This window comes from Mucilaginibacter sp. P25 (genome assembly GCF_050859465.1).
GTDB lineage: Bacteria > Bacteroidota > Bacteroidia > Sphingobacteriales > Sphingobacteriaceae > Mucilaginibacter > Mucilaginibacter gossypii.
This window is the reverse complement of sequence record NZ_CP193937.1, coordinates 234,963-260,160: the sequence shown is the minus strand read 5'-3', so window position 1 is coordinate 260,160 and position 25,198 is coordinate 234,963. Positions and strand designations below refer to the sequence as shown.

Below are 25,198 nucleotides of genomic sequence, written 5' to 3'. Positions count from 1 at the left end.
AACATTTATGCCGATTCAAAGGCATGTAATAAGGCGCTTTGCCGGAATATTTCTGCAGGGGTACGGTAATCGGCCAGTTCAAGTTCCTGAACATATTTGCAATTGCAGGGGTGCCCGGGTTCAATAAAAACAGGCATATCATAGCCCAGTTGCTGGTAGTATGGAGTGATGAACGCTTTTACAGGCAGTTCGTTTGCTGCGGAAACAACATTAGGCGTAAGTTTTTTTAAGGGCTTTAAAAGTATTTTAATTTCACAAAGTTTAAAGTTGTCATAAAGCGGGATCCAGCGTATTACATCGTCAATACTAACTGCTATGGCATTATGTTTTACGCCGGTAAGGACGCCAATATTCACTTCGCTATTGTTTAAAAGACTAATGATCATAACCTGCTGACCGATATAACGACTAAAAATCACGAGCTGGGCTATCACACTTACTTGTTTCATTTTGCTAATTTTATTAGCAAAATACGGAAATTAGTTAGTAAGATGCAAGGGCGAATGCGAAATGGTTGACATTGATAATGCTAAACCATGATGTAATAAAATTGCGGTCATGTTCAATGGTACATGCCGAAAGTTTAGTGCAGCGCAATCGGTGGTTAGCCATTTAAGTTTAGTAACTTCATTGGCTAAGCCCCCCAAATTATATTTACAAGAGGATATAAAGAATTGCTAAAAATATTAGCTTTAATTAAATTAATCTTTATAATTTTATAATTCAGAACTTTAGTTTATAAAACAAGTAATCTATCTAAATATGGAGCAAATAAAAAAAGAAGATATCAATTTCGTGATAACTGATCTTGATGACACAATATGGGATTGGTTGGAGATGTGGTATCAATCATTTATGCCGTATCTAAATAGAATAGTTGAAGAAACCGGCATTAACATAAATATTTTAAAAAAGGAGTTTAAAGCACTTCATGAAAAATATGGAACGACGGAGATGTCGTTTATTTATAAAGAGTTGCCATCTATTAATCAGTCTTTTTATCCGATTTTTGAAGAGGTTGTTGACGGTAAAAAAAGTATATTACATGAATATAATTCTAATAAAAAAAATAATTTAACTGCTTACGAGGGCGTTATAGACACATTAAAGTTTATTAAAAATCAAGGCAGTAAAATAGTAGCGTTTACTGAATCAAATGTTTTTTTACCAAGTATCGTATTAAACACTTAGGTTTAGATACTATTATCGATACCGTATATTCTCCCGAAGGTTATCAAATTCCTGGTTCGGTTTACAAACACTATTCAGAAGATTATTGGGATCTTAAGCAAACAGAAATTAAAACCTTGCCGAAAGAAACTCGTAAACCTAATGTTGAAATATTAAATACTATTATTAAAGATTTTAACGCAGATAAAAGTAAAAGTATTTATATTGGAGATAAATTAGATAGAGATATTTATATGGCGCAGCAAGCTGGTGTTACGAGTGTACATGCGGAATATGGGCATATAATCGACGGTGATAGATATGAGTTGTTAAAGGAAGTTACACATTGGTCACCGGGAGATGTGGAAAGAGAGAAGCAATTTAAATCTCAAAAATTAGATATACCCTCTCCCGATTATACTTTAAAATCTTTTGATGAATTAATAACATTATTTCGCTTCACTAAGTTTGCAGATGCCTAATCAAAACTCTCGTCAAGGTATTGATAATACTTTAAAAATATGGGAAAAGACTATTGATGTTCAACAGCATTTTAATGATATTGAATTACAAATAAGAAACTATACTTTAACTTTATTTACCGGCATAATGGCTGGAATAGGCTATTTATTAAAGGAAAAAATTAATATAGATCTTCATGGTTATATTATTCCCTCCTCGGCCATAGCGGCATTAATTGGTATGATAATCATGTGTGCATTTTACTTTATGGACAAATATTGGTACCATAAGCTATTAAAAGGATCTGTTAAGCATGCATTGGACATCGAAACATTAATTCAATCAACTCATCCTGAGATTAATTTGACTTCAAAAATAGGCGACGCAAGCCATATTAAATTTTTTGGATTGAAAGTAGATTCCGATAAAAAATATTGGTTTTTTTACTACCCTTTAATATCTATATTTTTTGTTTTATATATAGCACTTTTAAAATGGGCTTGATTAAACCTTACATTCGAAGCATAAAAGTTGTTTTCGGGATACTATTATTAATTGGCTTAACTATTTACGCAGTTAGACGCGAAATTCCGTTGAAACGTAATATTCAAGGTTTTGTAAAAGAGAACTTTCCTGTTTATAAAAATTATGAATATATTGATGTGCAACAATTAGGACATTTGGATCTAAAGTCGCAGATTCAGTTTGGTATAATTATAAGCCCCCAAGAACTGGATAGGTTGTCGTCATCTGATACGCGTGTGTTTGTTCACAAATTTAGACTCAATGATACATTATATAAACTTAATTTGTGTGTTAATTCAAAAGACAGTGTGATTGCTATGGGTAAACCACTAAAAGTTTTATGGTAAATTAACTTCCCGTGTTGCGTAATCGTGCGGTTCTATAAGTAGTCACGGGTATCCGGATCTCAATCCCTCGCTGCATATGCGCCAGTATCTGAAATGTTTTTGGGCGTGGGTCGGCAATGTGCTACCAATAAAAAAAGGCCTTTTTCAAGGCCCTTTCTCATTTTTATTATTTCTCAACATCAATAAGCTCCGGCTTTGTGGCTTCGGACTTGCTGAGGTCAATATCCGGTTTTGAAATATCTGTTAGCGCTACGCGGCCACGGTCTTTACGCAGGATGCGGTTAAACAACGAGATCTCCCTGTCGAACAAAAACTGGAAAAACAGTTTGGTCCATGAGGTGTGATAGTATAATGTATCATAATATTCCGGGGCAGTTTTCCTAATCTCGGGGAGCTTGTTCCATGGGATAGAAGGGAAATCATGGTGCTCATTGTGGAAGCCCACATTAAATGCTACCGCGTTAAGGTTGCCATAATAGCTGTATGTTTCCTGTTCTTCGGTAACGGTAAGGTAATGTTCCTGGATCCAGCGGGCGCCCAGCGGGTGCAGGCCAACTGAAAAAGAAAAGCTTAACAGCAGAAACGCTACTGCATGCCAGCCCATGAAATAAGCGATAGCGGTTGTAAATGCTGCCTGTAATAACCAGTTTGTCAGGATCCAGCCGTCAAAAGGATGGATTTCCCTTAAACGTGAAAGGCGAAACAATTGAAATACCGGGAAAAACAGCAGCCAGATTGCTTTACCAAAAAATGAATTGCTGATCAGTTTGGCTTCCCAGCGGTTAGGCAAATCGGCGTCAAGCTCATGCACACCTTGGAAAGAGTGATGCTTGATGTGGTATTTTTCGAATGAAATAGCGCTTGGCAATATCTGCGGTAAATTGGCAAACATGGATGCCCAACGGTTTGCGTTGCGGTTTTTAAACAGCAGCTGGTGTGTACATTCATGGATCATTACAAACAGCGCATGATCGGCAAAAGCGCCGAGCAAATAAGCCGCTCCGAAAACTATCCACCATGACTGGTCGCGTACAAACCAGGCTAAAACAACCTGGAAAGCTACTAAACCAATAATGGCCCATATGGTTGCGGGGTTTTTACCAATAAGCTTTCGCAATTGCGGAAACTCCTTCAAGATTTTTTTGTGCGGATACGATGAGGTTCAGACTCCTGGGAATAAACAAAATCAGTCTTTTTAATCATATAGTGTTAAAACGTTAAATATAACGATAACGTGCGCAAAAGTTCATTTTTTTGTAAAAATTAATTAGCAATATTAGGAATAAACAAAATCTTCACGATCATTTCATATAAATTTTATACATAATTTACGTTAGTTTTGCTTAAAAACAAGCACCTTAAAAGTATTTGGAATGGCTTTACGTGTACCGGGCTCAAACTGTGCAACGCTTAAATAAATTTTGTGGGTTTTGGCGTCAAGTGTCATCGTGCGGGCCCGTTCGGCAGTTTTTAGGGTTTGGATCACCTCATATTCATCAGCCGATTTTTGTTTGATGACGGTAGTGGTGCCATCGCCGCATGAGCAAAATATAAGTTTGGTTTCAGGGTCATAAACTACCGCGTCAACACCCGCGCCAATTGGCAGGGTAGCAGTCACTTTACCTGTTTTGATATCAACAACACTCACCCCTTTATTTTCGCGGCAAACGGTAAACAATTTCTGATTAGCGGCATCAAGCGCTAAGCCTGTTGGGCCGCCGCAGGGGGCAAGGGGATAGTTTTTAACCACTTTAAGGCTTTTGCTATCAATAACATTCAGGCTGCTTTTATCTTCAAGGTTATTGTAGATTTTACCTTTACCGTCCGATACTGCAAACTCGGGGCCGCCGCCAAGTGCAACCGTGCCAACCTGTTTAAGCGTTGCCGGGTTAATTACCGATGAATTATTGCTTTCGCCGTTAAAGGTAAACACCCGGTCGGAGTAGGGGTCATACATAATGGCATCCGGGCCATTAGCATTGGTAAGGGCAATGGTAGTTATGGTTTTAAAAGTTTTTAAGTCAAAAACAACTACGCCATTTGCCTTGCCATCGCTGATGAAACCACGATTAAGTTTATTTACTATGGCTATGCCGTGAACGCCTTTCATGTTATCAATAACGCCAACCGGCTTTTCGGTATCCAGGTTAATGACATTTACAGCGGTGCCATGCGATACATACAGGTTGCGGTTGATCTTGTCTATAGCCAGGTAATCGTAACCTCCATCACCCGGTAGCGCGATGGTTTTATCGGCCACATAGGTTTGCGCGTTCAGTTTAAAAGGAGCTATACCTGCTATGAGCAAGGCTACGGCCAAAATTTGCTTTTTCATTTTTCGGGAGTGTTTATTGCCATGAAATTAAGTCCCGAATCTGTAAAAATGCTGTGTTAACCGCGGTGGCTTTCATTAATTTCATTTAAATGGGTGTTAAACCCTTTGCTGTACAATATACGGAGCATTGCCGGTAAAACAATAAGCAGTAATGGCAACGCCGCTAAAAATCCGCCGATAACCGCAATAGCCAGTGGCTGATGTAATTGCGCGCCCGCACCTATGCCTAAAGCAAGCGGCAACAGGGCTATAATAGCGCCCAACGCGGTCATCAGTTTTGGTCTTAAACGGGTACTGATGGCAAAGGTTATAGCGGCGTCAATGTTTTTATTTTCATTTTCGATAGCGCTTTCCTTAAACTGCAGAAAGGTGAAAATGGCGTTTTCACCAATAATGCCTACAATCATAATCAACCCCGTATAGCTGCCCACATTGAGCGGCGTACCGGTAATAAATAAGGCCAGGAAGCTACCGGCGATACCTAAAATGCCAATCATCAAAATAAGCAGTGCTATCCTGAACTGCCTGAACAGGAATAATATCACACCAAAAACCAGTAAACAGGCAGTTATCAGGATAATAAGCAATTCTTTAAATGACTGCTGCTGCTGGGCGTAAGCTCCTCCGTACTCCACATGGTAACCCGTTGGCAGGTTTACGTTGTCATGGATGGTTTTTTGAATGGATGTTATTACAGTACCCAGGTCGCTGCCTTCTAGCCGGGCGCTCACTACATTCATGCTTTGCAGGTTTTCGCGGTTGATCTCGGCATCGCCAGGCCTTAGCTCTACCGAGGCAAGTTCGGTTATAGGGATGAGTTTACCGTTGGGTAAAAATATATGCAGGTTATGGATATCATTCACGTTAAGCGAGCGGTTACCCGGGTAAACCATGCGAATGGGTGAGAGTTGTTCTTTCTCCAGTAAGCTGCCTATCACATTACCTTCCAGCGCGGTTTGGATCTGCATTTGCAGATCGGCGGCGGTAATTCCATACTGTGCGATTTTGCTGTAATGGGGTTGAATGCTTACCGAAGGACCGGCGATAACAATACCCGGCAGCACATCGGCAGTGCCTTTTACTTTTTCAACCAGCCCGGCTATCTGCCTTGACAGGTTTTGCAATGTTTGTTGATTATCACCAAATACTTTGATCTCGATAGGCTCGGCTGATGTGGTGAGGTCGCCAAGCATATCGGATATCACCTGGCCAAACTCAACCTGCAGCGCGGGTTGGGTTTCTTCAACTATTTTGCGCAAATCGCTGATCACCTCTTCGGTGCTTTTGGTGCGATCTTTTTTAGCTGGATAAGATAATCGCCGCTGTTAGGCTCTGTAATAAAAAAGCCCATTTGTGTACCCGTGCGGCGCGAATAGGCAGTTACATCCGGATGTTTTATGATCTGTTTTTCTATCTGGCGCAACATCCGGTCGGTTTCTTCCAGTGATGTTCCGGGAGGCGATTTGTAATCGAGCACGATGGCGCCTTCGTCCATATCGGGCAGGAAGCCGGTCTCCAGCAATGGGGGCACAATCACAATTACGGCAGCCAACGCGGCAATAATGATAAGGCTTACATAAGGGCGCAGGATAAAGAAGCTTACCCACTTTTGTTGCTTAACTGTATGTATTTCTTCTGCCTTGGCTTTTGCTGTATTTAATTTAGGCTTACGCGTTACGAGCAGGTAAATTACCGGTAAACCGATCCAGGTTACAAAGAATGAACTCAGCAAGGTAATGATCATGGTATCGGTAAGCACCTTGAAGTAGGCCCCGGCCACACCCGTCATCAAAACAAACGGAATAAAAATTACGATGGTACTAATAGATGAGCCCACCATGGCCGGGAAAAGATAATCAATAGCCTTGCGTACCAAATGGCTGCTCAGCTCATCAGGGTGTTCTTCATGTACCCGGTGGATCTGCTCAACCACTACAATGGCATCGTCAATAATTAACCCTATGGATGCTGCGATAGCACCCAGCGTCATGATATTAAAAGTATAGCCAAGCCAGTACAGTATAAGTAATGTAAGCCCAAGTGTAACCGGGATGGTAATCAATATGGTTATACTTGCCTTGAACGATCTTAAGAAGATAACCGCCACAATAATAGCCAGGAGTAAGCCTACCCAAAGGCTGTCGCTCACACTCCTAACCGAATCGTTCACAAAATCGGCCTGAACATAATATGGCCGTATACTTATACCCCGCGGGAGTAGTTTTTTCAGCGCGTCAATCTTATCAGCCATATCGTTACTCACCGAAATTAGGTTGGCATTGGGTTGCTTCACTACGGCTATCAGTACCCCATCATGACCGTTGGCGTTGATGCGGGTGTATTCAATCCCTTCGTTAACCTGGATGCTTGCAAAATCCTTGAGCCGAACTATCCTTTTGCGGTTGTTGCTGATCACCAGGTCTTCCAACTGATCTTTGGCGTTGATGGTAGCATCAGTAACAGTGAGGTACATGCGCTTATAATCAGACAGGTAACCCTCTGATTTTACAAAATTGGTAGTAGCAAGCGTATTGCTGATAATATCAGGCGTAAGGCCTAATGAGGTCATTTTTTGCTGATCGAGCGTGAGCCAGTATTCTTTGAGTTTACCGCCGATCACCCTGATCTCCGATACCCCGTCGACCTGCGAAAGGAATGGTTTTACCGTGTAAGTAGCTAATTGCCTTAACTCGATAGGAGACAGGTTGTGGCTTTCCAGTGTGTACCCGCTTACCGGTAAAATGGAAGGGTTCATTTTGGCTACGCTGATATTTACATCGACAGGAAGGTCGTTCTTGATCTGGTCGATGCTCGACTGGATACGCTGCTGGCTCAGGTCGATATCAGCATTCCAGTTGAGCAGTGCTGAAATTTCACAGCTTCCCCTGCTGGTAGTACTGCGTACCAGTTGCAGATCCGGCACCTGCTTAATGGCATTTTCCAGCGGTTTGGTAACCGTAACCATCATTTTATTTACCGGCTGCAGGCCCTCGTCGGCAATGATTTTGATCTTTGGGAAAGTGATTTCAGGAAAAAGCGAAGTTTGCAGTTTTGAATAGGCAAACAAACCGCCCATAATAATCAGGGCAAGTACCAGGCCTAAAGGCTTGCGGTGGGTTATGAAGTAATTTTTTCGCTGGTTCATAGTATAAACCCCACTCAACCCGCTCAGCCAATCGGCGGAAAGGTTTAAAATAGCTCTCTGATCGTGGGATGGTCAGAAAGTTTTCTTGTATTTATCTAAGTCCAGATCTCTTTTTTAAAGCTCTCTTAAAAGTCTTCCCTTTAAGGGAGATTTAGAGGGGCTTACTCTACAATTTTCACTTTAGCCGTATCTGCCAGTCCATAATTACCTGTTGCTACAATTTTATCGCCTGGCAAAAATTTGGGGGTTAAAATTTCCACCCTGCCGCCGGTTTCAATGCCTTTGGTTATGGCAGTTTTTACGGCGGTAGTAGGATTGATCAGCTTCATTACCCAAAACTCCGTTTGTGTTTCATTGCTTAGTATGGCCGATTTTGGAAGTGATAGCGTATGCGGGCGTATCGTTTTAATGATCCGCGCTTTGGCTACCAAATTTTCGGGAATGGGATTGGCGCTGTTTACCTTAAGCACAATGCCCTGGGTTTGCGATAATGAATCAACAGCGGGCATTGATGAGCTTACCTGTGCCGTAAGTTTTTCACCGCCGGGCAGTACAAGTTGTACGTCCTGATTGTTTTTTACATAGCTACGCAGTTCATAAGGCAATTGCATCACAAATACAAAGCTTGAGCGGTCGCTGATCACGGCAAGCTGCTCGCCATCCTGCACATAATCGCCTTGTTGATGGTTGAGTTGGGTAACGTAGCCATTACCGGCAGCTTTTATTTTATTTACGCCCGAAAACTTAAACGTAGTATCCAGCACATTGATGCTGTTGCCAATGCTTTGCGCTTCCTTGGTTTTTATGCTGAATAAAAACTCGCCTTTATTTACATAGTGCCCCGGCAGGATATTTACCTTTTGGATATACCCGTTGGCATTTGCCTTAACAACATTTTTTTGTTGAAAAACAGATGTGGCGCTAAGGTCAATGTAATCAACCATAGCACTATTGGCAACCGTGGTTACGGTTACGGGCGTTTGAGCTGCTGTTTCTGCATCGCCGGCATCATCTGCAGGAGTGTTGCCTTTGCAGCTATACAGCAAGGTTAAAAGGCCTGCAAACAGGTATATATGTTTAAATTTCATGTTATTTATTCCAGTAATTGAGCTGATTAATGAGCTGCAGCTTATTAATATTGGTTTGTGTTTTAAGGTTTTTTATAGCAAGATAATTATTAATCGCCAGCACCAGGTCGGCTACCCGCACATCGCCGGTTTGCAGGAGTTGGGTGTCAACTTTTACCAGGCTTTCGGTGTATTTCATTTGGTCGTCAATCTGGTTTAGCAGTTTCTCTGAACCATCAATCTGTTGGTTTAGCTGGGCAATCTGCTGGCGGTATTGGGTATCAAAAAACGCTTTATAGCTGCGCCGGGTATCCTCTTCTAACGAAAGCTTGCGGTACTGGATCTTACGCTGGCCTCCATCATATAATGGCAGGGTAAAACTAAAACCAACGCTGGCCCCGAAATTTTTATACGCTGGTCCGCTCAGGAAATCAGAATTGTAACCGCCGTCGGCCAGCAGGTTGATCTTGGGCTTGTAGCTGAAATCAACTAATGAACGGCTATTCACCAGCTTAAGGCTGTCCGTTTTATACTGGTTGAAAAAGATGCTGTTGCTGATATCGGCCCGGATAGTTTTTTGAATACCGGGATCCTGTAATTCGATGTAACTGGTATCGGCAATGCCGGTTAAATAGTTAAGCGTTGTATAGTCATTTTTATATTGCAGCCTTGCCTGCGACAGTGTTAACTCTTGCTGCTTAAGGGTAACCAGAAAGGTAAGGTAATCGCTTTGGCGATAAACATTGGTGCGCGTTAGTTTTTTAAGCAGCGCTTCCTCCCGGTTAAGCAGGCTGATCACTTCCTGGTTAAATTTTACCTGCTGCAGGCTGCCAAATGCGGCGATGTATTGTGCAGTGACTGCTTTTTTCAAATCCTGTTCGGATATTTTAGCGGTATTGAGCACCGATTGCGACTGTAGCTTAACGGCGTCGATCTGCGCGGCGATATTTTTTGCTATCCAGCGATTGATTGATGCCTAATAGTGCATTAAGCGTATGCTCGTTGGTTATAGCAGGGGCATAGCCATAGCCGCCGGCAACCGGCGCGTAAAGACCGGCACTGTTAGCGCTTACCTGTGGCCTGTAACCTGCCCTGATCCGGAGGCTGTCCAGTTGGCCTGACGCAACCTGGTTTTGCAGGTCCTTTAACAGCGGGCTGTTGCTTTTGGCAAGCTCCAGGTAATGTTCAAGATTGTAGGTTTGTGCCTGTATAGCAGCACTAAACAGGCAAAATAAAAAGCCGAAAACCCATTTTATCCGGATGGTCAAAATAATGCGTATTGTGTTAAATAATAGCTAAGCTACACGATAATTCTGGAAAAAATTGGTAGGGGCAGTGTAACAAATTTAAAAGTTAACCGTGAAGATATGGTAAAGTTCTTCATAACTGTAAACCAGCTGATAACCCAAACTTTCGCAGATCTGTTTGGAGATAGTGAGCCCCAGGCCGCTGCCTTCGGATGTGGATGCTTTATGAAAACGTGTAAAGATATTTTCAGGATTCAAGGCTACTTGCTCACCGGTGTTTTTGATAGTTAAATTTTGGCTTGTGAGGCTGATGATGATCTCGCCGTTAGTTCGGTTATGCCGAACAGCGTTGATGATTAGGTTATTTAACAATATCTCAATAAGGTAATTGCTGGCATCAATTTCTTTTTCGCCAATTGTTGAAATAACCGTTATTTCTTTGTCGTTGAAAATATCTTCCAATTGATACAGCAAATCATCTATAAGTTCCTGCAAATCCAGGTGCTGTCGATCGTTCAGTAGTTTGTTCTCAATCTTGACCAATAATAACAACGATTGATTAAGCCTGCTCAGGCGGGATACAGCACTGTAAAGGTCATTGAGCAATTTACTTTGATGCTCACTAAAGTTTTCTGTCTGGATTAGGGTATCCAGTTTTGAATTGATCACAGCGATAGGGGTAAGCAATTCGTGCGAGGCGTTTTCGGTAAAGGTTTTAAGGTCTTTGTAGTCTTTTTTTACCCGTTCGGCCATGGCGGTAACTTCGGCCTGGAGTTCGTTAAACTCGTCGATAGTGGTATTGGGAGATGGCATTTCGCGGCTATCGGTAACGTTAAATAGTTTCAACTCGCTCAGGATACTGTAAAATGGCTGCCAAAGCCGGCTCAATATGAGGCGATTGGTAATTACCAGCACCAGCAGCAGTAATAAGATAACGCCAATGGTAATGCCGAAGATGATCTGGATCAGATCTTCCGTTTCTACTTTTGATTCAACTATCAGAATTTTATAATACCTGTCGCCAACTTTTACCGAACTGACCAAACCGCGACCTGATTCCGGCTCGTCTTTTTCGCGGTAATAAGTAGTGTTAAAAAATTCGCGTTTAACGGAATTGGGTTCGGCCGAAATAAAGGTGATCTGCTGATCTTTAGAGGCGAAAACCTGGGGCAGGTGGTGATTGAGCTTTACGTAATCAAAAACTTCCTGCTCTTCAACCTTAAGTGAATTGTCTTTTTGATTAGTAAGGATGAGGCTGATGGCCTGGTAATAAATGGCACCGGTTATCAGCATGATAACGATAGTAGCAATTAAATTTACCCGGTTATACCTTTCCGAAAGCTTCATTATTGATCGGCAAATTTGTAGCCCATACCATAGGCTGCATAAATATAATCCTTACCGCCGGCTTCCATTATTTTTTTGCGGATGTTTTTAATGTGCGAATAAATAAAGTCGAAATTATTGACCAGGTCGATGCCATCGCCCCATAAATGTTCGGCAATGGCGTTTTTTGAAATTACCTTGCCTTTGTTGGAGATAAAATAGATAAGCAAAGCAAATTCCTTACGGGTAAACTTTACCGGCGTGCCGTTTACAGCTACGGTTTTGGCCATCAGGTCGATACTGAGCTCGTTAAAGTTAAGCACGTTGCTGCCATTGAACATTTTACGCCTGATGATGGCAGATACCCTCGCCTTCAATTCCGAAAGGTGAAAGGGTTTTACCAGATAATCATCGGCACCGAGGTCAAGGCCCTGGAGGCGGTCATCGAGCGAGTTTTTGGCCGATATGATGAGCACCCCATCGGTGTAGTTATTGGCTTTAAGCTTTTTTAATATATCAATACCATTACCGCCGGGCAAGGTGATATCCAGCAGGATGCAATCGTAACGGTATAATTCAACCTTTGCGAGGGCTGCTGCATAGCTGGCCGCGGTTTCACAAATGTTGCCGGCTTCGGTAAAATATTCTTCAATACTTTCGCGCAGGCCTTCTTCGTCTTCGATGATGAGTATTTTCAAAACGTTTTTTTGATAAAGTTAAAACGCCAATTTGTACAGATTCTGGATTTTGAGCAGAGGCTAACAGCTATCTCACAGATTTTGTACAGAATACCTAAGCAAATTTGCATTTAGCTTGTTGCAAGTTAAAAACAAAATTGGATCATTATGTGGTGGATCTACGCATTACTTTCGGCACTGTTTGCGGCGCTTACAGCCATTTTTGCCAAAATAGGGATTAAAGGAGTTGATACCGACCTTGCTACGGCCATCCGTACCGTCATAATCCTGATCCTGGCCTGGGCCATATCGCTTTTTAAAGGGACTCATGGCGGTATCGGCAGTCTTACTAAAACCAACTGGACTTTCCTCATTCTTTCGGGCTGTGCAACCGGCCTTTCGTGGATCTGTTATTTCCGCGCCCTGCAGTTGGGCAAGGTAAGCCAGGTTGCCCCGGTTGATAAACTAAGCGTTGCTTTGGCCATAGCGCTTTCTGTTATTTTTCTGGGCGAGCCATTAACTTTAAAAAATGCCATAGGCGCGCTGCTTATCATTGGCGGCACAATTGTATTGATTTTCTAATCTTTTTGTAACATGCTCATATACAATGTAACAAGCATATATACATAACAAAAACATATTGTAACAAATACACTTCAATACCATTTAATTCAGATTTAATCCAATCTTTCTTATAAAATTTGTGGTTCCAAACACCCGTATTTTATAATGAAGTCTGTTTTTTTGATATTATTTTCTTTTATTTTTATAACCACCTTACACGCCCAAACTGTCCCCGGAGCCAAGGGGAAAATCACCGGTAAAGTTACCGATGCCACTACCAAGCTGCCGGTTGACTATGCCACCGTATCTGTATTTAAACAAGGCGCTGCTTCACCCTTCAATGGCATCAGTACCGATCCCAAAGGAAATTTTAGCATAAATAACATCCCCGCCGGGGAGTATAAAATAACCGCCGAATTTTTAGGTTTCCAGAAAGCAACTATCGAACATGTAATGGTTAAAGATGGAGCCGTATCATTGGGCGAGATCAAATTAGCTCCGGTTGCCAATGAACTAAAAGGCGTAACCATAACTGCCAAAGTACCTACTGTTGAAAACCGGATAGATAAAATGGTTTACAACCCTCAAAACGATTTAAGTGCACAGGGCGGCGTAGCTATTGATGTATTGAAAAAAGTACCGCAGATCACGGTTGATATTGATGGTAATGTGGAGCTTCAGGGCAATGCCAATATCCGTTTTTTGATCAATGGTAAACCATCAAGCATTTTTGGGGCCAGCCTTGCCGATGCTTTGGCCAGCATCCCGGCCAGTCAGATCAAAAGTATTGAGGTGATTACCAGCCCTGGCGCCAAATATGACGCGGCCGGTACGGGAGGTATCGTAAACATTATCTTAAAAGATAGCAAAGTGCAGGGCGTTAACGGCAGTGTTAACCTATCGGCAGGTACCCGCCGCGAAAACGGCTCATTTAACCTCAATGCCCGTAAAGGCAATTTTGGGGTTAACGCTTTTTTTAGCGGTAACGCCCAGATCAATAGTAACGCACCCAATACCCGTAACCGCGTATCAACCGATTCGGCCGCTAACAGGACCACTCTTTTTCAGCAGGGCAGCAATAATTTTAAACGCAGCGGTTATGAATCGGGCATTAATTTTAACTGGGATATCAGCCCTAAAGATCAGCTGACCGCAGGTGTGGGCTTTAATCATTTTGGTAACCATGGCAACGGAATTACCAACCAGGATCAAAGCGAGGTTGACGCAGCAGGTAACCCGATATCTGATATCAGGAGTATCCGTAACTCAAGCAGTAAATTCAGTGGCTACTCAACCGATGTAAGTTTGAATTACAAAAAAACTTTCGCCAAAGAAGGACAGGAGCTTGATGTATTATATTCATCAAGTTTTGGCCGTAATTCGTTCAGTTCATTTCAGCGGCAGGATTATGATTCGGGCATAACCTCATCCGGTATCTCCAACAACAATCCGGGTAAGGACAGGGAGACCGATATTTCTGTTGATTATACCCAGCCGGTAAGCAAAAACTTTACACTGGAAACAGGTGGTAAGCTTGTATTTAACCACATCAATAATAATGTGGTGACAGATACCCTTTTTGGCGGTAATGCTTTCGTGCCCAACCAAAATCAAACCTATGGTTTTACTTATGAACGCAAGGTATATGCCTATTACCTATCAGCTTCAGCGTCGGTATTTGATAAATTTTTGGATGTGAAAGCAGGTTTAAGAGATGAGTATACTACTACTAAGGCCGATTTTCAGGGAGTAAATATTCCATCTTATAATATCCTTGCGCCATCGCTTGTGTTTTCGCACAAATTTGGCAATGGTGCTGAGTCTGTTAAATTGAGCTATACACGCCGCATCCAGCGTCCTGATTATGGCGATCTGAACCCCTTCCTGAACATCAGCGATCCGCATAATATCAGTACAGGTAACCCCAACCTGAAACCCGAAAAAGGCGACCTTTTTGAGTTAGGCTATAACAAATCATTTGATAAAGGCGCCAATATTAACATAGCAGCTTTCTACCGTCGTAACACCGATGATATTCAGCAGTTCACTACCTTCTATTCTACGTTTGATGTAAACGGCACTACCTATACCGATGTGTCATTGAACCAGCGCTATAATATAGGTTCGGAAGAGCGCACCGGTATCAATATTTATGCTTCGGTACCGGTAACCAGTAAACTAAGCCTGCGTACCAATATGATTTTTAGCGACAGGCGCAGCACCAACCCGGGTTTTGCCAATGTAAGTGCCTTCGCATACCGCCTTAACCTCAACGCGCAATATAGCTTTGGTCATGATTTGAGCGCGGAGTTTTTTGGTAACTATAACTCATCGCAAAAGGGCATCCAGGGTACTAATCCCAAATTTGTATTCTACAATTTTGCCATTCGCAAAATGTTCATGAATAAAAAGGCGAGCATCGGCCTTACGGCTACCAATCCGTTTGCCAAATACGTGAGTCAAAGCTCATCAACCTTTGGCAGTAACTTTTATTCAACCAACCTGAGATTAGTGCCGGTACAGTCGTTCGGCATAAGCCTGAGTTATAAGTTTGGCAAGCTTGAATTTAAGAAGGAGCGGGAAAAAGAGAGAAACAATGAGCAGGATAATAATGGAGGTGACAATGGTCCTCAAACTGATAAGGGGAAATAACCTCACCTAAATCCTCTCCAAAGGAGAGGACTTTAAAAACAAAAAACGCGATGAGTTATCATCGCGTTTTTTGTTTAAAATATCTATTTAAAGCCCTCTCCTTTGGAGAGGGTTGGGTGAGGTCTTATCCGTTCTTGATCAGGATACTTTCAATGATCAGCGTTGTATCTTCACAGCTGTCGGTAGCAGTTTCCATGGCTGCAAAAACGTCGGTGTATTTAATTAATTCAATCGGATCTTTTTCATTATTGAGCAGATCGGCAAAGGCCTTATTATGAACTGCATCGGCCTGGGCTTCCAGTTTTTTGATGTTACTGCAAAGCTCAAAAATTTCGGACGATTTGTTCAGGTTGTTCATGGCGTTTACTGCCTTTTCAAGCTCGGTACTGGTTTTAAGGATCAGGGCAGCCAAATCTATCATTGGCTGGGTAATAACAGGTACGTTGTAAAGGTTTATTCTGCGGGCGGCCATGGTAATCCTGTCTGCTACGTCATCAATGGCCGATGCCAGTTCGCACATATCCTTACGGTTAAACGGCGAGATCAGCGTCCGGCCCGATTCGGAGAATACCCTGTGCGTTATCTCATAACTTTTAAATTTCAGCTTATCAATATGGGCAAAATTAAACTTCTGCTCATATGAGGTGGGGGCATTAACGGCTTCATCCAGTAGCCTGGCCATTTCGGTAACATTGGCTACAGCAGTGTTGAACAAATCGTAAAAAACCTGGTTTGAGTTTGGAAATATCGATTTTGAGTTAGTGCTCTTCATTGATCTGTCTTATCAGTCGTGAATTTACAGTAGTTATATTAAGTGGATTTTAAAATATGTCACTATAAATTATTCAGCGGATAAAAGTAACCATTAATATAATGCCAATTGTTAAGTTAATGTTAAGAATGGTTAAGCCAATGTAATAAAACGAAATTAGTGAGGTTGTAAGTTGCTGACTTAAAGTAAAAAGAAACCTGCTAATTGAATAAGGAAAATTGTGTAACATTTGAGTTTAATTAAAACAATCCTGCCATCTGCAGTATTGTATTTGTATTAGTCAATCCAATTATGAAAGCCGGGGAAAAGCATTATAAATGCGTAAACAGCAAAACAGGTTACGCCATTTATTACCATTCGCTGGGTAGGGAGCTCAGCAATGAAGAAGTGAAAGCCGAATTAGAAAAAATACGTGCGCGTGTAGCTATTCAAAACGGTATTTACCTTGAAACACTTTACTGGGAAGAAATCAAGCAGGATGCCGAACTGACGCAATAGCAGGCGCAGTTTTGTAGGTGTGTATAACTAATTTAAAATGAGTGTTTTTGCAAATAAATACTTATATTTAATTGCCATTATATAACCAGTTTTAACCTGCTGTCATTCCCGCTTATGAAAAAGATAGTTTTATCGCTGTTAGCGGCATGGTGTTGCTCTGTGCCTGTTTTTTCACAAAATAATAATCCGGTTTCACCTTCCGTTCCTTTAGACGCTGTGGTATCGCGTCTGCAAACTTTATCGGCCAATAAAGCAGTTGAAAAAGTGTACCTGCATTTGAATAAACCTTATTACAATGCAGGCGATACCATATACTTCAAAGCATATGTAACCCTGGGCGAACAGCATGAGCCTTCAAAGTTAAGTGGCATGTTACATGTCGACCTGGTTAGCCCCTCCGATTCCCTGCTGCAAACTATCCCACTGCAAATGGTTAACGGCCTGGCCGCAGGCGATTTTAGTCTTCCCGGTATCTTGCCCGGAGGAACCTATCGTATCAGGGCTTATACTAAGTGGATGATCGATAACGGGCAGAGTTTATTTGACCGGCAGGTAAACGTCAATGGCGGGGCATTTGCAGGCAATAAAGCGTTAGTGGTTAAAGCAGGTAAACCTAACATCGCTTTTTTCCGGAAGGGGAAGTTTTGTAAACGGTATACCAATCAAACTGGCCTTCAAAGCGGTAAGTACAAACGGTCAGGGGCTTGATGTTAAAGGTGTTGTGGTTGACAACACCAATGCCGAAGTAACCAGGTTTGAATCGAAACACCTGGGCATGGGGCTTATATTTATTACTGCCGAAGCAGGTAAAACTTATAAAGCTAATTTAACCTATGCCAATGGTACCAAAGCGATAGTGGATTTACCGAAAGCCGATAACGAGGGGATCACGTTGATGGTTAACAATGATAATCCCGATAAACTTGGCATTGAAATAAATGCCAATAAAGCTTATTACCTTAAAAATAAGAACAAGGAAATAGGGATAATTATTTATTCGGCCGGTAGTATCCGCTCGGTAAAAACCGTGCTTGATAACCAGGTGCTCGACCTAAATCTTAATAAAAAAGATTTTAAAACAGGTATAGCCCGGATAACGCTTTTTTCGGAGCAGGGCGAACCACTCAATGAGCGCCTGGTATTTATCCAAAATCCCGACCTGTTAACGATTACATCTGTTAGCGATAAACCTTTATACCCGGTAAGAGGAAAGGTGCATATTGCTATCAATACTAAAAACAAAAATGGAGAGGCGGTAAAAAGCTATTTATCAGCAGCAGTTATTGATGCCGACAAAGTTTCCACAACCGGGGACGATGAAAATAGCATATTATCAAGTCTGCTGCTAACTTCAGATCTGAAAGGGGCAATTGAGCAACCCAATTATTATTTTGCTGATGTTAGCAATGATACCCGGTCAAACCTTGATGTATTGATGCTAAGCCAGGGGTACCGCCACTTTGAGTGGAAGCAAGTGCTAAATGATGCCAACACTGCCGCAGTGTATACTGCCGAAAACGGTTTCGATGTATCGGGCCAGGTGAAAACAATTTCGGGGAAGCCGGTTGATGGCGGTACGGTAACCCTGATGCCGCAGGCAGGCGGGGCTTTATTAACACAAACCACCGATCATGATGGTAATTTTACTTTCAAAAACCTGGTTTATGACGATAAAACCCCGTTCATGATCCAGGCTAAAACGGCCCAAGGGAAAAGTAATACCAAAATATCCATTTCTCAGGCAAAGGCATTAACAAATATCAAAACCGGAGATTTGATGAGCCCGGCACAAGGGGTAAATGGTGCGGGCTTTGATAAAACTACGCAACAGCCGGTTTATATAGCTGATGCAAATAGCAGGGCACTTAATGCGGTTACCATTAGTGAAAGAGGCATTAATGCCGGTAAGCTTACTACAGAGTTTTTGGGGAAAAATAACCTGCGAGACCAAAGCACCCTGTCAAACGGGTTGCAGGGACGTTTAAATGGTATTGTTTTGAGACAAGGTGTGCCCTACCTGGCCGACAAGGTGAACCCGGTCATGCAGGGAGGGCCAATGTTGATTGTAGTTGATGATACCGTATTGCCGGCCGGAACAAGTATTGATAATTACAATGCTGCTGATGTTGAAAGTGTAAATGTGTTAAAAAATAACGATGCTACCATATATGGTGTAAGAGGGGCAAATGGGGTATTGGTGCTCAAAATGTGGAAAACTCAAGCTCCGGTTGTTTCAAATAATGTGATTTCGCCAGGCTTACTGTATTTTACAGCAAGGGGTTTTTACAAAGCCCGTACCTTTTATTCGCCGGTTTATGAAGCATCAACAGGTGCTGATAAGAAACCTGACGCAAGAACCGCTATCTACTGGAACCCCGATATTGTAACTGGCAAAGATGGCAATGCCTCGTTTGATTTTTTTAATGCAGATAGCAAAGGTAATTACCGTTTGGTGATAGAGGGTATTGATGAAGCAGGCAATATAGGGCGGAGCATATTAACTTATAAGGTACAATGATGCCGGCGCATAAAAAACCCTGCCATGGTAGGCAGGGTAAAAAAACCACAACAATTGTTTAACCTTTGGGCTATGAATCCCTCCGGTCTATTCCTAATTGCAATGTGATCTTTCAATTATTAAACAATATAAAATCAAAATAGTTTAATCATCGGGTGTTTATTTTCAGTGTTTTATGTGTTAAAATCACCTCTCGAAGGTATTTAAACGAATAGTTGTTTTTAAATCAAATTTCAATCTATCTTTATATTAAATAAATTATGAGAAATCTTATGAAAAAATCATTTCAGCTTAAAGCAGCATTCCTGTTTGCTTTCGCCTTATTAGTATCAGCGGTAACCTTTGCCCAGAACAAACCTGCAAGCCCGCGCGATAGCGTTAGCGGTACAGCTGCAGGTTCAACTATTACTATTAACTATGGCAGTCCATCGGTTAAAGGCCGTAAAATTTGGGGCGGTCTTGAAGCTTACGGTAAAGTATGGCGTGCAGGTGCTAACGAGGCCACAACTTTTACAACAACAAAAGATATCAAAGTTGAGGGTAAACCACTGGCAGCGGGTACTTACGGCTTTTTCCTGATTCCTGCCGAAAACGGTACCTGGACAGTTATTTTTAACAAGGTGGCCAAACAATGGGGCGCGTTTAAATACGATGAGTCAAAAGACGCCCTGCGTGTAAACGTAAAAACCAAAGCCGCGCCAATGCACGAAAGATTAGTTTATACAGTTGATGCAAAAAGCTTTTGCATGTTCTGGGATAAGATCGTAGTGCCGGTGTCTGTAAGTAAATGATATTCAGTAACCTTATTTTTCACAATTTTTAAGGCCCCGCCAGGGGCCTTTTCTATTACCCGGGTTTTAGCGCGCAAAAGCATTCTTTTTTAAACCTGAACCCTAAAGCGCTATATTTACCTTAGATAATGCGCTACCCAACCCAAAAAAACCTGTACTAAAAAGAATCATGGCGATAACATTATTGGCATTGACTATTTTTTTGCTGATGCTGTTTGCTGATCATCCGGTGGCTGTTGAACGTTATTATGCCAATGGTTTTTACATTGTCATATGCCGGGTTTTTCATTCCGTTTTAAACGTATTTCCGTTTAGTGTTGGCGACATTGCATATATAGCCGTGGTTATTTATTTGATTTATGCGGTGATCATGTTAATTGCCCTGTTGTTTAAAAAAAGATTTCAAATGGCTGGGAGACTTTTTTAGGGTTGGTTATAGGTATACAGGCAGGCATTGTGGCTTTTTATCTTTTGTGGGGAATGAACTATTTCAGGCTGCCGGCCTCCGAGCGGCTTGGGCTCAGGGATACTGCTTTTACAACCGCTGATCTTAAAGCGGTAACCCGGATCCTGATTGACAGCGCCAACGTTACCCGTGCACGGCTTACACCAGCAGACTGGGCCCAAAGTAATACCCATATTTATAATACAGCACGGCATGCCATCGGCGTGCTCAGTAAAGATTCTGTTAATTTCAGGGCTTATAATCCTGATGTAAAACCATCGATATTGACGCCATTATTAAATTATATCGGTACCTCGGGCTATTATAACCCTTTCACCTCCGAAGCCCAGGTAAATTACCAGATGCCCATTTTTAACCGACCCTTTGTGGTATGTCATGAAATGTCGCACCAGATGGGGTACGGGGCGGAGGATGAAGCTGATTTTGCCGGCTTTGTCATCGCCGTAAAATCACATGACAGGTTGTTACGTTATTCGGCATATCATCTCGCCGTGCAGGAATTCATGCACTCGCTTGGCGCCCGTGATACCCTTGCGCATAAAGAACTCAAAGCGCTCATCAGCAAAGATGTACGCGGCGATTATATCACCGAGCGCAATTATTGGCTGGCCTACGAAAACAAGCTGGGGGCCATAAGCAGTGTTTTTTACGATAATTTCCTGAAAGCCAACAACCAGCCCCAGGGCCTCGAAACCTATAACCGCATGGTGTTGTTAGCTATGGCGTGGTACCGAAACCAATGGTTGTCATCGGCTTCGCGGCATTGAGTCATTTTGGAAGGCGATATGCAACTGTTTTGGAATTATCGAGCCATGAAATACAAACAAAATGACTTAATGATGCAAAGCAAAATGACTCAATGACACAAGGTAAATGACCTAATGACGCGAAGCAAAATGACGCGAAGTGAAATTGAGCGTAGCAGATAAAAAAATGCGTTCCGTATCTCACCCCGGAACGCACACAATATCACGTCTCAAATGATATTGAATCAACTAAATCTCAGATATCATATTAAATGTGTACCCAAGTTCTTTATATTCGGATACCGGAAAGGAAACCGGTACAGAAATTTATCAAATGTTAACTATACAGTTTAAAAGTACAGCAAATAATTACCTTAAAAAAAGCCGATTGTAAATATTTGAATAAAAACGGCAGTGCTATGTAATTATTATGAATTAATCTCCAAATTTACTTCAAAATCTTTAAAAAGCCTCGTTTACTTCACATTTATATGGATAAATTGTTTGGTAAAATTGCTGTTACCGTGAAAGTTAATTTTATTATTGTTTCAATGTTTCTTCCTGCTTTGGTTTTTGCTCAAAAAATTAATCAAAAGGAAATAAAACGGAGCGAATCATTAGCAAAGTCAGTAACCATTATCAGGGATAATTGGGGAGTTCCTCACATTTATGGAAAAACAGATGCCGCTGTTGTTTTCGGATTGATGTATACCCAGTGCGAAGATAACTTTAAAGGTATTGAACGCAATTACCTTTACCAGCTAGGCAAACAGACCCAGGTTGATGGCGAAACTAATTTATATACCGACGTGCAACTGCAACTGATTGCCGATAGTGCCGATGCCATTAAAGATTATAAAACAAGCGCCCCCTGGTTCCGGAAACTGTTGGATGCGTTTGCCGATGGCATTAACTATTACCTATACAAACATCCCGAAGTAAAACCCCAGGTATTTAAACATTTTGAACCCTGGTACGCGTTGATGTTTACCGATGGCAGCGTTGCCGCTACCGAAACCGGGGGGATTAAACTAAGCGAAACCAAAGAGTTTTACAGTACTGCCCCCGAAAAGCTCGGCGCGGTGATCAGCGAGCCGGAAAAAATATTTACGACATGGTGAACGAGCGCGAAACCGGCTCAAACGGCTTTGCTATAGCACCATCCAAATCGGCATCGGGCCATGCTTTGTTGTATATCAATCCGCATGTGCCGTTCTATTTTCGCAGTGAGGTTGCGCTGGTAAGCGATGAAGGCCTTAACGCGTACGGGGCTGTTACCTGGGGCCAGTTTTTTATTTACCAGGGCTTTAACCAGCACTGCGGATGGATGCATACCAGTGCCTATGCCGACGTAGCCGATCTTTACGCCGAAAAAGTGAGTAAAAAAGAGGGTAAATGGTATTACGAATATGATGGTAAGCTAAGGCCCGTTATCACCCGCGAACTATCTTTCAAAATAAAGCATAACGATGAGATTGAACAGCGCTCCATAACAGGCTATTATACCCATCACGGCCCGGTGCTGGGCGCCAGGGATGGTAAGTGGATGGCACTTAAAGCTAACAACCGCTCATACAATGCCCTGGTTGAGTCATGGCTGATAACCAAAGCTAATAACCTGGGCGAATATAAAAAGGCCATGAATATGTTATCAAACGCTACAAACAGTACCGTTTACGCAGATGATAAGGGGAATACAATTTTTTGGTACGGCAACTACATCCCCAAACGCAATCCCAAATATGACTGGAGCCTGCCGGTTGATGGCAGCACATCAGCTACCGAATGGCAGGGTGTCCACAAGCTGAGCGAGATCATCACCATTACCAACCCCGCCACCGGCTGGATCCAGAACTGTAATTCAACACCATATACGGCTTCGGGCACGTCAAGTCCGGATAAAAGTAAATACCCGGCGTACATGGCCCCCGATGGTGAAAACTACCGGGCAGTAACTGCTATCCGGATTTTAAAAGATGCGAAAAACCTTACGCTTGATGGCCTGGTAGTCAAAGGGTATGACCACTACCTGGCCGCTTTTGACGATCTGTTACCCTCACTTTTTAAAGCATACGATGCAGCCCCCGATTCTGTAAAGCAATCGCTTGCTGAGCCAGTAAAGATACTGCAGCAATGGGACAGGAATACCGCTATCCATTCTGTAGCCAGTTCGCTTGCTATTGAATGGGGCACCCTGATGGTGAAAGCACTGCCGCCGCCTCAAACCGATCAGGAAAGCACTTTTATTACCCGGCGCTTTCAAACATTGGTTAAAACCATAAGTCCGGCGCAGCAATTAGCCTGGTTAAATGATGTACTTAAAAATTTGCAAAGCCGTTTTGGTACCTGGAAAGTGGAGTGGGGGAGATGAACCGTTACCAGCGCCCGGATGATGGCATTAGCTTTGATGATAACAAACCCAGTATCCCGGTTGGTTTAACAGGATCGGGCTTTGGACAGCTGCCATCGTTCCAGAGCCGTACCATGAACACCAACAAGCGGTATGGATATTCGGGCAATAGTTTTATCGCTGTTGTGGAATTTGGTACACGGTTAAGGGCCAAAAGCATCGTAAATGGCGGCAGCTCTTTTGACCCTGCATCAAAAAACTTCACCGATCAGGAGCAGGGCATTATTGACGGTAAATTTAAGGATGTGCTGTTTTACAAAAAAGATGTTTTAAAGCACGTGCAGCGCACCTATCATCCCGGCGACGGTTTTAAATAGTAAAAAGTATATTTGGTAAGTTAAAAAATGAAGAGAACCCTGTTAATTGCCTTATTGTTGTTTTGCAGCGAAACGTTGTTTGCCCAAAGCATAACCATTAATGATCTGGCAAATATCTCCAATCTTTCAAACGCCGAAGCACACAACTATCTTACCCTCGGGAAAAATTCAAGCGCCGGTATCTCCAGGATGTTAACGGCAACAGCATTGAGCACCTGAACAGGATAGGGCCGGATAATAAGGAAGAAACCATTGTAATAGGCGTTAGTAGCAAGCTTAGCAGCGGAGCTGTACTGCGTACCGTTACCTATACCACTTCTACACCGCAACACATCATTAATTTAATAGGCCAGGCTAAACACATGGGTCTGATCATGAAACTCCACGGCTCTGATGTGAAAAACGATATCTATCTTTTTGATAATGATTTTTTCCATATCGTAATATTCCTTAATCACGATAATATCTCCGGCTCGGTAGAAGTGCACCAAAAGGAATATTTAGGTTTTGATTGATTCTGAACCATGATTTTAGGGACTTAAGGATTGCCGGGATGATAATCGAAATATCCCTGGCTATTTAAAACCTGTCCATTTAACAAATTCAAAAAACAGTTCAGACAAAAATCCTGTCCATCTAATAGATTCCTTAAAAATCCCGTTTCAGAAAAAAACTGACAATCCCCAATCTCTAAAAATCAAAGTTCAAAATCAACGCTATCAGCGTAATCAAAACACATCAACGGTCTATGCCAAAATAGTTGAACATTTTGTTTAATTCCCGATAACTATTTACCTGCAAACCTTATTTCTTTGTATTACCGATATAAACTTTTTTGAGAGCTATTCTATGAGCCAGCGATACTGTTTAACCCTCGATCTGAAAGACGACGCGGCACTCATTGCCGAATACGAAAAATATCACCAGGCTATTTGGCCCGAAATTCATGACAGCATTATCGCCAAAGGAATCACCAAAATGGAGATCTACCGTTTTGATACCCGCATGTTCATGATCATGGAGGTTGATGATACTTTCAGTTTCGAAAAATCGGCAGCTTTAGATGCGGCGAACCCTAAAGTAAAGGAATGGGAAGATTTGATGTGGGGATTTCAGTCGCCGGTAAAAATGCGCCCGCAGGTGCAAAATGGGTTTTAATGGAC

General features: G+C 42.2%; 28 protein-coding genes and 1 pseudogene. 18 read left to right on the top strand and 11 right to left on the bottom strand.

Features of this window, described 5'->3' with window-relative positions; genetic code table 11:
• Positions 1–5: 5 nt before the first annotated feature.
• On the bottom strand, positions 6–449 hold the full coding sequence (locus ACRQ5D_RS01280; protein WP_091166828.1) for a hypothetical protein: 444 nt from the start codon (positions 447–449) through the stop codon (positions 6–8).
• A gap of 313 nt (positions 450–762) precedes the next feature.
• On the opposite strand from ACRQ5D_RS01280, the gene ACRQ5D_RS01275 reads away from it, so the two are divergent.
• The 4 genes from ACRQ5D_RS01275 to ACRQ5D_RS01260 all read left to right on the top strand — a co-directional run bounded on the left by ACRQ5D_RS01275 (position 763) and on the right by ACRQ5D_RS01260 (position 2,504).
• Positions 763–1,191 carry an HAD hydrolase-like protein gene (locus ACRQ5D_RS01275; RefSeq protein WP_432328372.1) on the top strand — a complete coding sequence of 143 codons (429 nt, stop codon included), beginning with the start codon at positions 763–765 and terminating at the stop codon, positions 1,189–1,191.
• A 116-nt stretch (positions 1,192–1,307) separates the two neighbouring features.
• Positions 1,308–1,652, top strand: a complete 345-nt coding sequence (locus ACRQ5D_RS01270) for an HAD family hydrolase (RefSeq protein WP_431198981.1) — start codon at positions 1,308–1,310, stop codon at positions 1,650–1,652.
• Positions 1,645–2,136: a hypothetical protein gene (locus ACRQ5D_RS01265; protein WP_091166833.1), complete on the top strand. Its 492-nt coding sequence runs from the start codon at positions 1,645–1,647 to the stop codon at positions 2,134–2,136. The genes ACRQ5D_RS01270 and ACRQ5D_RS01265 overlap by 8 nt, the downstream gene beginning before the upstream one ends.
• The gene (locus ACRQ5D_RS01260; protein ID WP_091166835.1) at positions 2,127–2,504 is read left to right on the top strand and encodes a hypothetical protein; all 378 of its coding nucleotides are present in this window, start codon (positions 2,127–2,129) and stop codon (positions 2,502–2,504) included. Before ACRQ5D_RS01265 ends, ACRQ5D_RS01260 begins: the two co-directional genes overlap by 10 nt.
• 166 nt (positions 2,505–2,670) lie before the next feature.
• On the opposite strand, the gene ACRQ5D_RS01255 is transcribed toward ACRQ5D_RS01260, so the two are convergent.
• From ACRQ5D_RS01255 to ACRQ5D_RS01215, 9 genes and pseudogenes are all read right to left on the bottom strand, one after another.
• Complete coding sequence (locus tag ACRQ5D_RS01255) at positions 2,671–3,639, bottom strand: fatty acid desaturase (protein ID WP_431198980.1); 969 nt, start codon at positions 3,637–3,639, stop codon at positions 2,671–2,673.
• On the bottom strand, positions 3,636–3,707 hold the full coding sequence (locus ACRQ5D_RS01250; RefSeq protein ID WP_431200925.1) for a hypothetical protein: 72 nt from the start codon (positions 3,705–3,707) through the stop codon (positions 3,636–3,638). The genes ACRQ5D_RS01255 and ACRQ5D_RS01250 overlap by 4 nt, the downstream gene beginning before the upstream one ends.
• Positions 3,708–3,837: 130 nt before the next feature.
• Complete coding sequence (locus tag ACRQ5D_RS01245) at positions 3,838–4,839, bottom strand: YncE family protein (protein WP_091166840.1); 1,002 nt, start codon at positions 4,837–4,839, stop codon at positions 3,838–3,840.
• Between the two features lie 56 nt (positions 4,840–4,895).
• Positions 4,896–7,915: pseudogene (locus tag ACRQ5D_RS01240) on the bottom strand (efflux RND transporter permease subunit).
• 230 nt (positions 7,916–8,145) lie between these two features.
• The gene (locus tag ACRQ5D_RS01235; protein ID WP_091166844.1) at positions 8,146–9,072 is read right to left on the bottom strand and encodes an efflux RND transporter periplasmic adaptor subunit; all 927 of its coding nucleotides are present in this window, start codon (positions 9,070–9,072) and stop codon (positions 8,146–8,148) included.
• A 1-nt stretch (position 9,073) separates the two neighbouring features.
• A complete protein-coding gene (locus ACRQ5D_RS01230; RefSeq protein ID WP_431198979.1) occupies positions 9,074–9,922 on the bottom strand; it encodes a TolC family protein in 849 nt (282 codons plus the stop codon).
• Between the two features lie 49 nt (positions 9,923–9,971).
• Positions 9,972–10,319, bottom strand: coding sequence for a hypothetical protein (locus ACRQ5D_RS01225; RefSeq protein ID WP_431198978.1), 348 nt, complete (start codon positions 10,317–10,319; stop codon positions 9,972–9,974).
• Positions 10,320–10,397: 78 nt separating this feature from the next.
• Positions 10,398–11,645: a sensor histidine kinase gene (locus ACRQ5D_RS01220; RefSeq protein WP_091166847.1), complete on the bottom strand. Its 1,248-nt coding sequence runs from the start codon at positions 11,643–11,645 to the stop codon at positions 10,398–10,400.
• Positions 11,645–12,322: a response regulator transcription factor gene (locus ACRQ5D_RS01215; RefSeq protein ID WP_091166849.1), complete on the bottom strand. Its 678-nt coding sequence runs from the start codon at positions 12,320–12,322 to the stop codon at positions 11,645–11,647. The genes ACRQ5D_RS01220 and ACRQ5D_RS01215 overlap by 1 nt, the downstream gene beginning before the upstream one ends.
• 147 nt (positions 12,323–12,469) lie before the next feature.
• Between ACRQ5D_RS01215 and ACRQ5D_RS01210 the strand changes: the two genes are divergently transcribed.
• Both ACRQ5D_RS01210 and ACRQ5D_RS01205 read left to right on the top strand, forming a co-directional pair.
• The gene (locus tag ACRQ5D_RS01210; RefSeq protein WP_091166851.1) at positions 12,470–12,883 is read left to right on the top strand and encodes an EamA family transporter; all 414 of its coding nucleotides are present in this window, start codon (positions 12,470–12,472) and stop codon (positions 12,881–12,883) included.
• 147 nt (positions 12,884–13,030) lie between these two features.
• Positions 13,031–15,517 carry an outer membrane beta-barrel family protein gene (locus ACRQ5D_RS01205; protein ID WP_091166854.1) on the top strand — a complete coding sequence of 829 codons (2,487 nt, stop codon included), beginning with the start codon at positions 13,031–13,033 and terminating at the stop codon, positions 15,515–15,517.
• 124 nt (positions 15,518–15,641) lie between these two features.
• Here ACRQ5D_RS01205 and ACRQ5D_RS01200 read toward each other — a convergent pair whose 3' ends face one another.
• Positions 15,642–16,289 (bottom strand): DUF47 domain-containing protein, encoded by a 648-nt coding sequence (locus tag ACRQ5D_RS01200; RefSeq protein WP_091166857.1) that lies wholly within the window; start codon positions 16,287–16,289, stop codon positions 15,642–15,644.
• A 291-nt stretch (positions 16,290–16,580) separates the two neighbouring features.
• Between ACRQ5D_RS01200 and ACRQ5D_RS01195 the strand changes: the two genes are divergently transcribed.
• The 12 genes from ACRQ5D_RS01195 to ACRQ5D_RS01140 all read left to right on the top strand — a co-directional run bounded on the left by ACRQ5D_RS01195 (position 16,581) and on the right by ACRQ5D_RS01140 (position 25,193).
• The gene (locus ACRQ5D_RS01195; RefSeq protein WP_091166858.1) at positions 16,581–16,787 is read left to right on the top strand and encodes a hypothetical protein; all 207 of its coding nucleotides are present in this window, start codon (positions 16,581–16,583) and stop codon (positions 16,785–16,787) included.
• Between the two features lie 114 nt (positions 16,788–16,901).
• Positions 16,902–17,495 carry a hypothetical protein gene (locus ACRQ5D_RS01190; RefSeq protein WP_432328367.1) on the top strand — a complete coding sequence of 198 codons (594 nt, stop codon included), beginning with the start codon at positions 16,902–16,904 and terminating at the stop codon, positions 17,493–17,495.
• Between the two features lie 13 nt (positions 17,496–17,508).
• Positions 17,509–19,305, top strand: coding sequence for a hypothetical protein (locus tag ACRQ5D_RS01185; RefSeq protein ID WP_431198976.1), 1,797 nt, complete (start codon positions 17,509–17,511; stop codon positions 19,303–19,305).
• A 272-nt stretch (positions 19,306–19,577) separates the two neighbouring features.
• Positions 19,578–20,096 carry a DUF2911 domain-containing protein gene (locus tag ACRQ5D_RS01180; protein WP_091166863.1) on the top strand — a complete coding sequence of 173 codons (519 nt, stop codon included), beginning with the start codon at positions 19,578–19,580 and terminating at the stop codon, positions 20,094–20,096.
• Between the two features lie 169 nt (positions 20,097–20,265).
• Positions 20,266–20,523: a DUF3810 family protein gene (locus tag ACRQ5D_RS01175; RefSeq protein ID WP_431198975.1), complete on the top strand. Its 258-nt coding sequence runs from the start codon at positions 20,266–20,268 to the stop codon at positions 20,521–20,523.
• A 2-nt stretch (positions 20,524–20,525) separates the two neighbouring features.
• A complete protein-coding gene (locus ACRQ5D_RS01170) occupies positions 20,526–21,329 on the top strand; it encodes a DUF3810 domain-containing protein (protein ID WP_431198974.1) in 804 nt (267 codons plus the stop codon).
• 470 nt (positions 21,330–21,799) lie between these two features.
• Positions 21,800–22,429 (top strand): penicillin acylase family protein, encoded by a 630-nt coding sequence (locus ACRQ5D_RS01165; protein WP_431198973.1) that lies wholly within the window; start codon positions 21,800–21,802, stop codon positions 22,427–22,429.
• Entirely contained in the window at positions 22,423–23,679 is a 1,257-nt protein-coding gene (locus tag ACRQ5D_RS01160) for a penicillin acylase family protein (RefSeq protein ID WP_431198972.1), read from the top strand. Before ACRQ5D_RS01165 ends, ACRQ5D_RS01160 begins: the two co-directional genes overlap by 7 nt.
• Complete coding sequence (locus ACRQ5D_RS01155) at positions 23,676–24,035, top strand: penicillin acylase family protein (RefSeq protein WP_431198971.1); 360 nt, start codon at positions 23,676–23,678, stop codon at positions 24,033–24,035. Before ACRQ5D_RS01160 ends, ACRQ5D_RS01155 begins: the two co-directional genes overlap by 4 nt.
• A 27-nt stretch (positions 24,036–24,062) precedes the next feature.
• A complete protein-coding gene (locus tag ACRQ5D_RS01150; RefSeq protein ID WP_432328363.1) occupies positions 24,063–24,254 on the top strand; it encodes a hypothetical protein in 192 nt (63 codons plus the stop codon).
• Positions 24,255–24,409: 155 nt separating this feature from the next.
• A complete protein-coding gene (locus ACRQ5D_RS01145) occupies positions 24,410–24,550 on the top strand; it encodes a hypothetical protein (RefSeq protein ID WP_432328361.1) in 141 nt (46 codons plus the stop codon).
• A gap of 334 nt (positions 24,551–24,884) precedes the next feature.
• Entirely contained in the window at positions 24,885–25,193 is a 309-nt protein-coding gene (locus ACRQ5D_RS01140) for an L-rhamnose mutarotase (protein ID WP_432328359.1), read from the top strand.
• Positions 25,194–25,198 lie beyond the last annotated feature (5 nt).

Excerpts from the sequence above, each read along its gene's own strand:
- ACRQ5D_RS01140 (WP_432328359.1), top strand. The coding sequence starts at position 24,885 with ATGAGCCAGCGATACTGTTTAACCCTCGATCTGAAAGACGACGCGGCA.
- ACRQ5D_RS01280 (WP_091166828.1), bottom strand. The coding sequence starts at position 449 with ATGAAACAAGTAAGTGTGATAGCCCAGCTCGTGATTTTTAGTCGTTAT.
- ACRQ5D_RS01265 (WP_091166833.1), top strand. The coding sequence starts at position 1,645 with ATGCCTAATCAAAACTCTCGTCAAGGTATTGATAATACTTTAAAAATA.
- ACRQ5D_RS01235 (WP_091166844.1), bottom strand. The coding sequence starts at position 9,072 with ATGAAATTTAAACATATATACCTGTTTGCAGGCCTTTTAACCTTGCTG.
- ACRQ5D_RS01245 (WP_091166840.1), bottom strand. The coding sequence starts at position 4,839 with ATGAAAAAGCAAATTTTGGCCGTAGCCTTGCTCATAGCAGGTATAGCT.
- ACRQ5D_RS01160 (WP_431198972.1), top strand. The coding sequence starts at position 22,423 with ATGGTGAACGAGCGCGAAACCGGCTCAAACGGCTTTGCTATAGCACCA.
- ACRQ5D_RS01210 (WP_091166851.1), top strand. The coding sequence starts at position 12,470 with ATGTGGTGGATCTACGCATTACTTTCGGCACTGTTTGCGGCGCTTACA.
- ACRQ5D_RS01275 (WP_432328372.1), top strand. The coding sequence starts at position 763 with ATGGAGCAAATAAAAAAAGAAGATATCAATTTCGTGATAACTGATCTT.
- ACRQ5D_RS01260 (WP_091166835.1), top strand. The coding sequence starts at position 2,127 with ATGGGCTTGATTAAACCTTACATTCGAAGCATAAAAGTTGTTTTCGGG.
- ACRQ5D_RS01200 (WP_091166857.1), bottom strand. The coding sequence starts at position 16,289 with ATGAAGAGCACTAACTCAAAATCGATATTTCCAAACTCAAACCAGGTT.
- ACRQ5D_RS01205 (WP_091166854.1), top strand. The coding sequence starts at position 13,031 with ATGAAGTCTGTTTTTTTGATATTATTTTCTTTTATTTTTATAACCACC.
- ACRQ5D_RS01180 (WP_091166863.1), top strand. The coding sequence starts at position 19,578 with ATGAAAAAATCATTTCAGCTTAAAGCAGCATTCCTGTTTGCTTTCGCC.
- ACRQ5D_RS01155 (WP_431198971.1), top strand. The coding sequence starts at position 23,676 with ATGAACCGTTACCAGCGCCCGGATGATGGCATTAGCTTTGATGATAAC.
- ACRQ5D_RS01150 (WP_432328363.1), top strand. The coding sequence starts at position 24,063 with ATGAAGAGAACCCTGTTAATTGCCTTATTGTTGTTTTGCAGCGAAACG.
- ACRQ5D_RS01195 (WP_091166858.1), top strand. The coding sequence starts at position 16,581 with ATGAAAGCCGGGGAAAAGCATTATAAATGCGTAAACAGCAAAACAGGT.
- ACRQ5D_RS01220 (WP_091166847.1), bottom strand. The coding sequence starts at position 11,645 with ATGAAGCTTTCGGAAAGGTATAACCGGGTAAATTTAATTGCTACTATC.
- ACRQ5D_RS01175 (WP_431198975.1), top strand. The coding sequence starts at position 20,266 with ATGGCGATAACATTATTGGCATTGACTATTTTTTTGCTGATGCTGTTT.
- ACRQ5D_RS01145 (WP_432328361.1), top strand. The coding sequence starts at position 24,410 with ATGAAACTCCACGGCTCTGATGTGAAAAACGATATCTATCTTTTTGAT.
- ACRQ5D_RS01190 (WP_432328367.1), top strand. The coding sequence starts at position 16,902 with ATGAAAAAGATAGTTTTATCGCTGTTAGCGGCATGGTGTTGCTCTGTG.
- ACRQ5D_RS01165 (WP_431198973.1), top strand. The coding sequence starts at position 21,800 with ATGGATAAATTGTTTGGTAAAATTGCTGTTACCGTGAAAGTTAATTTT.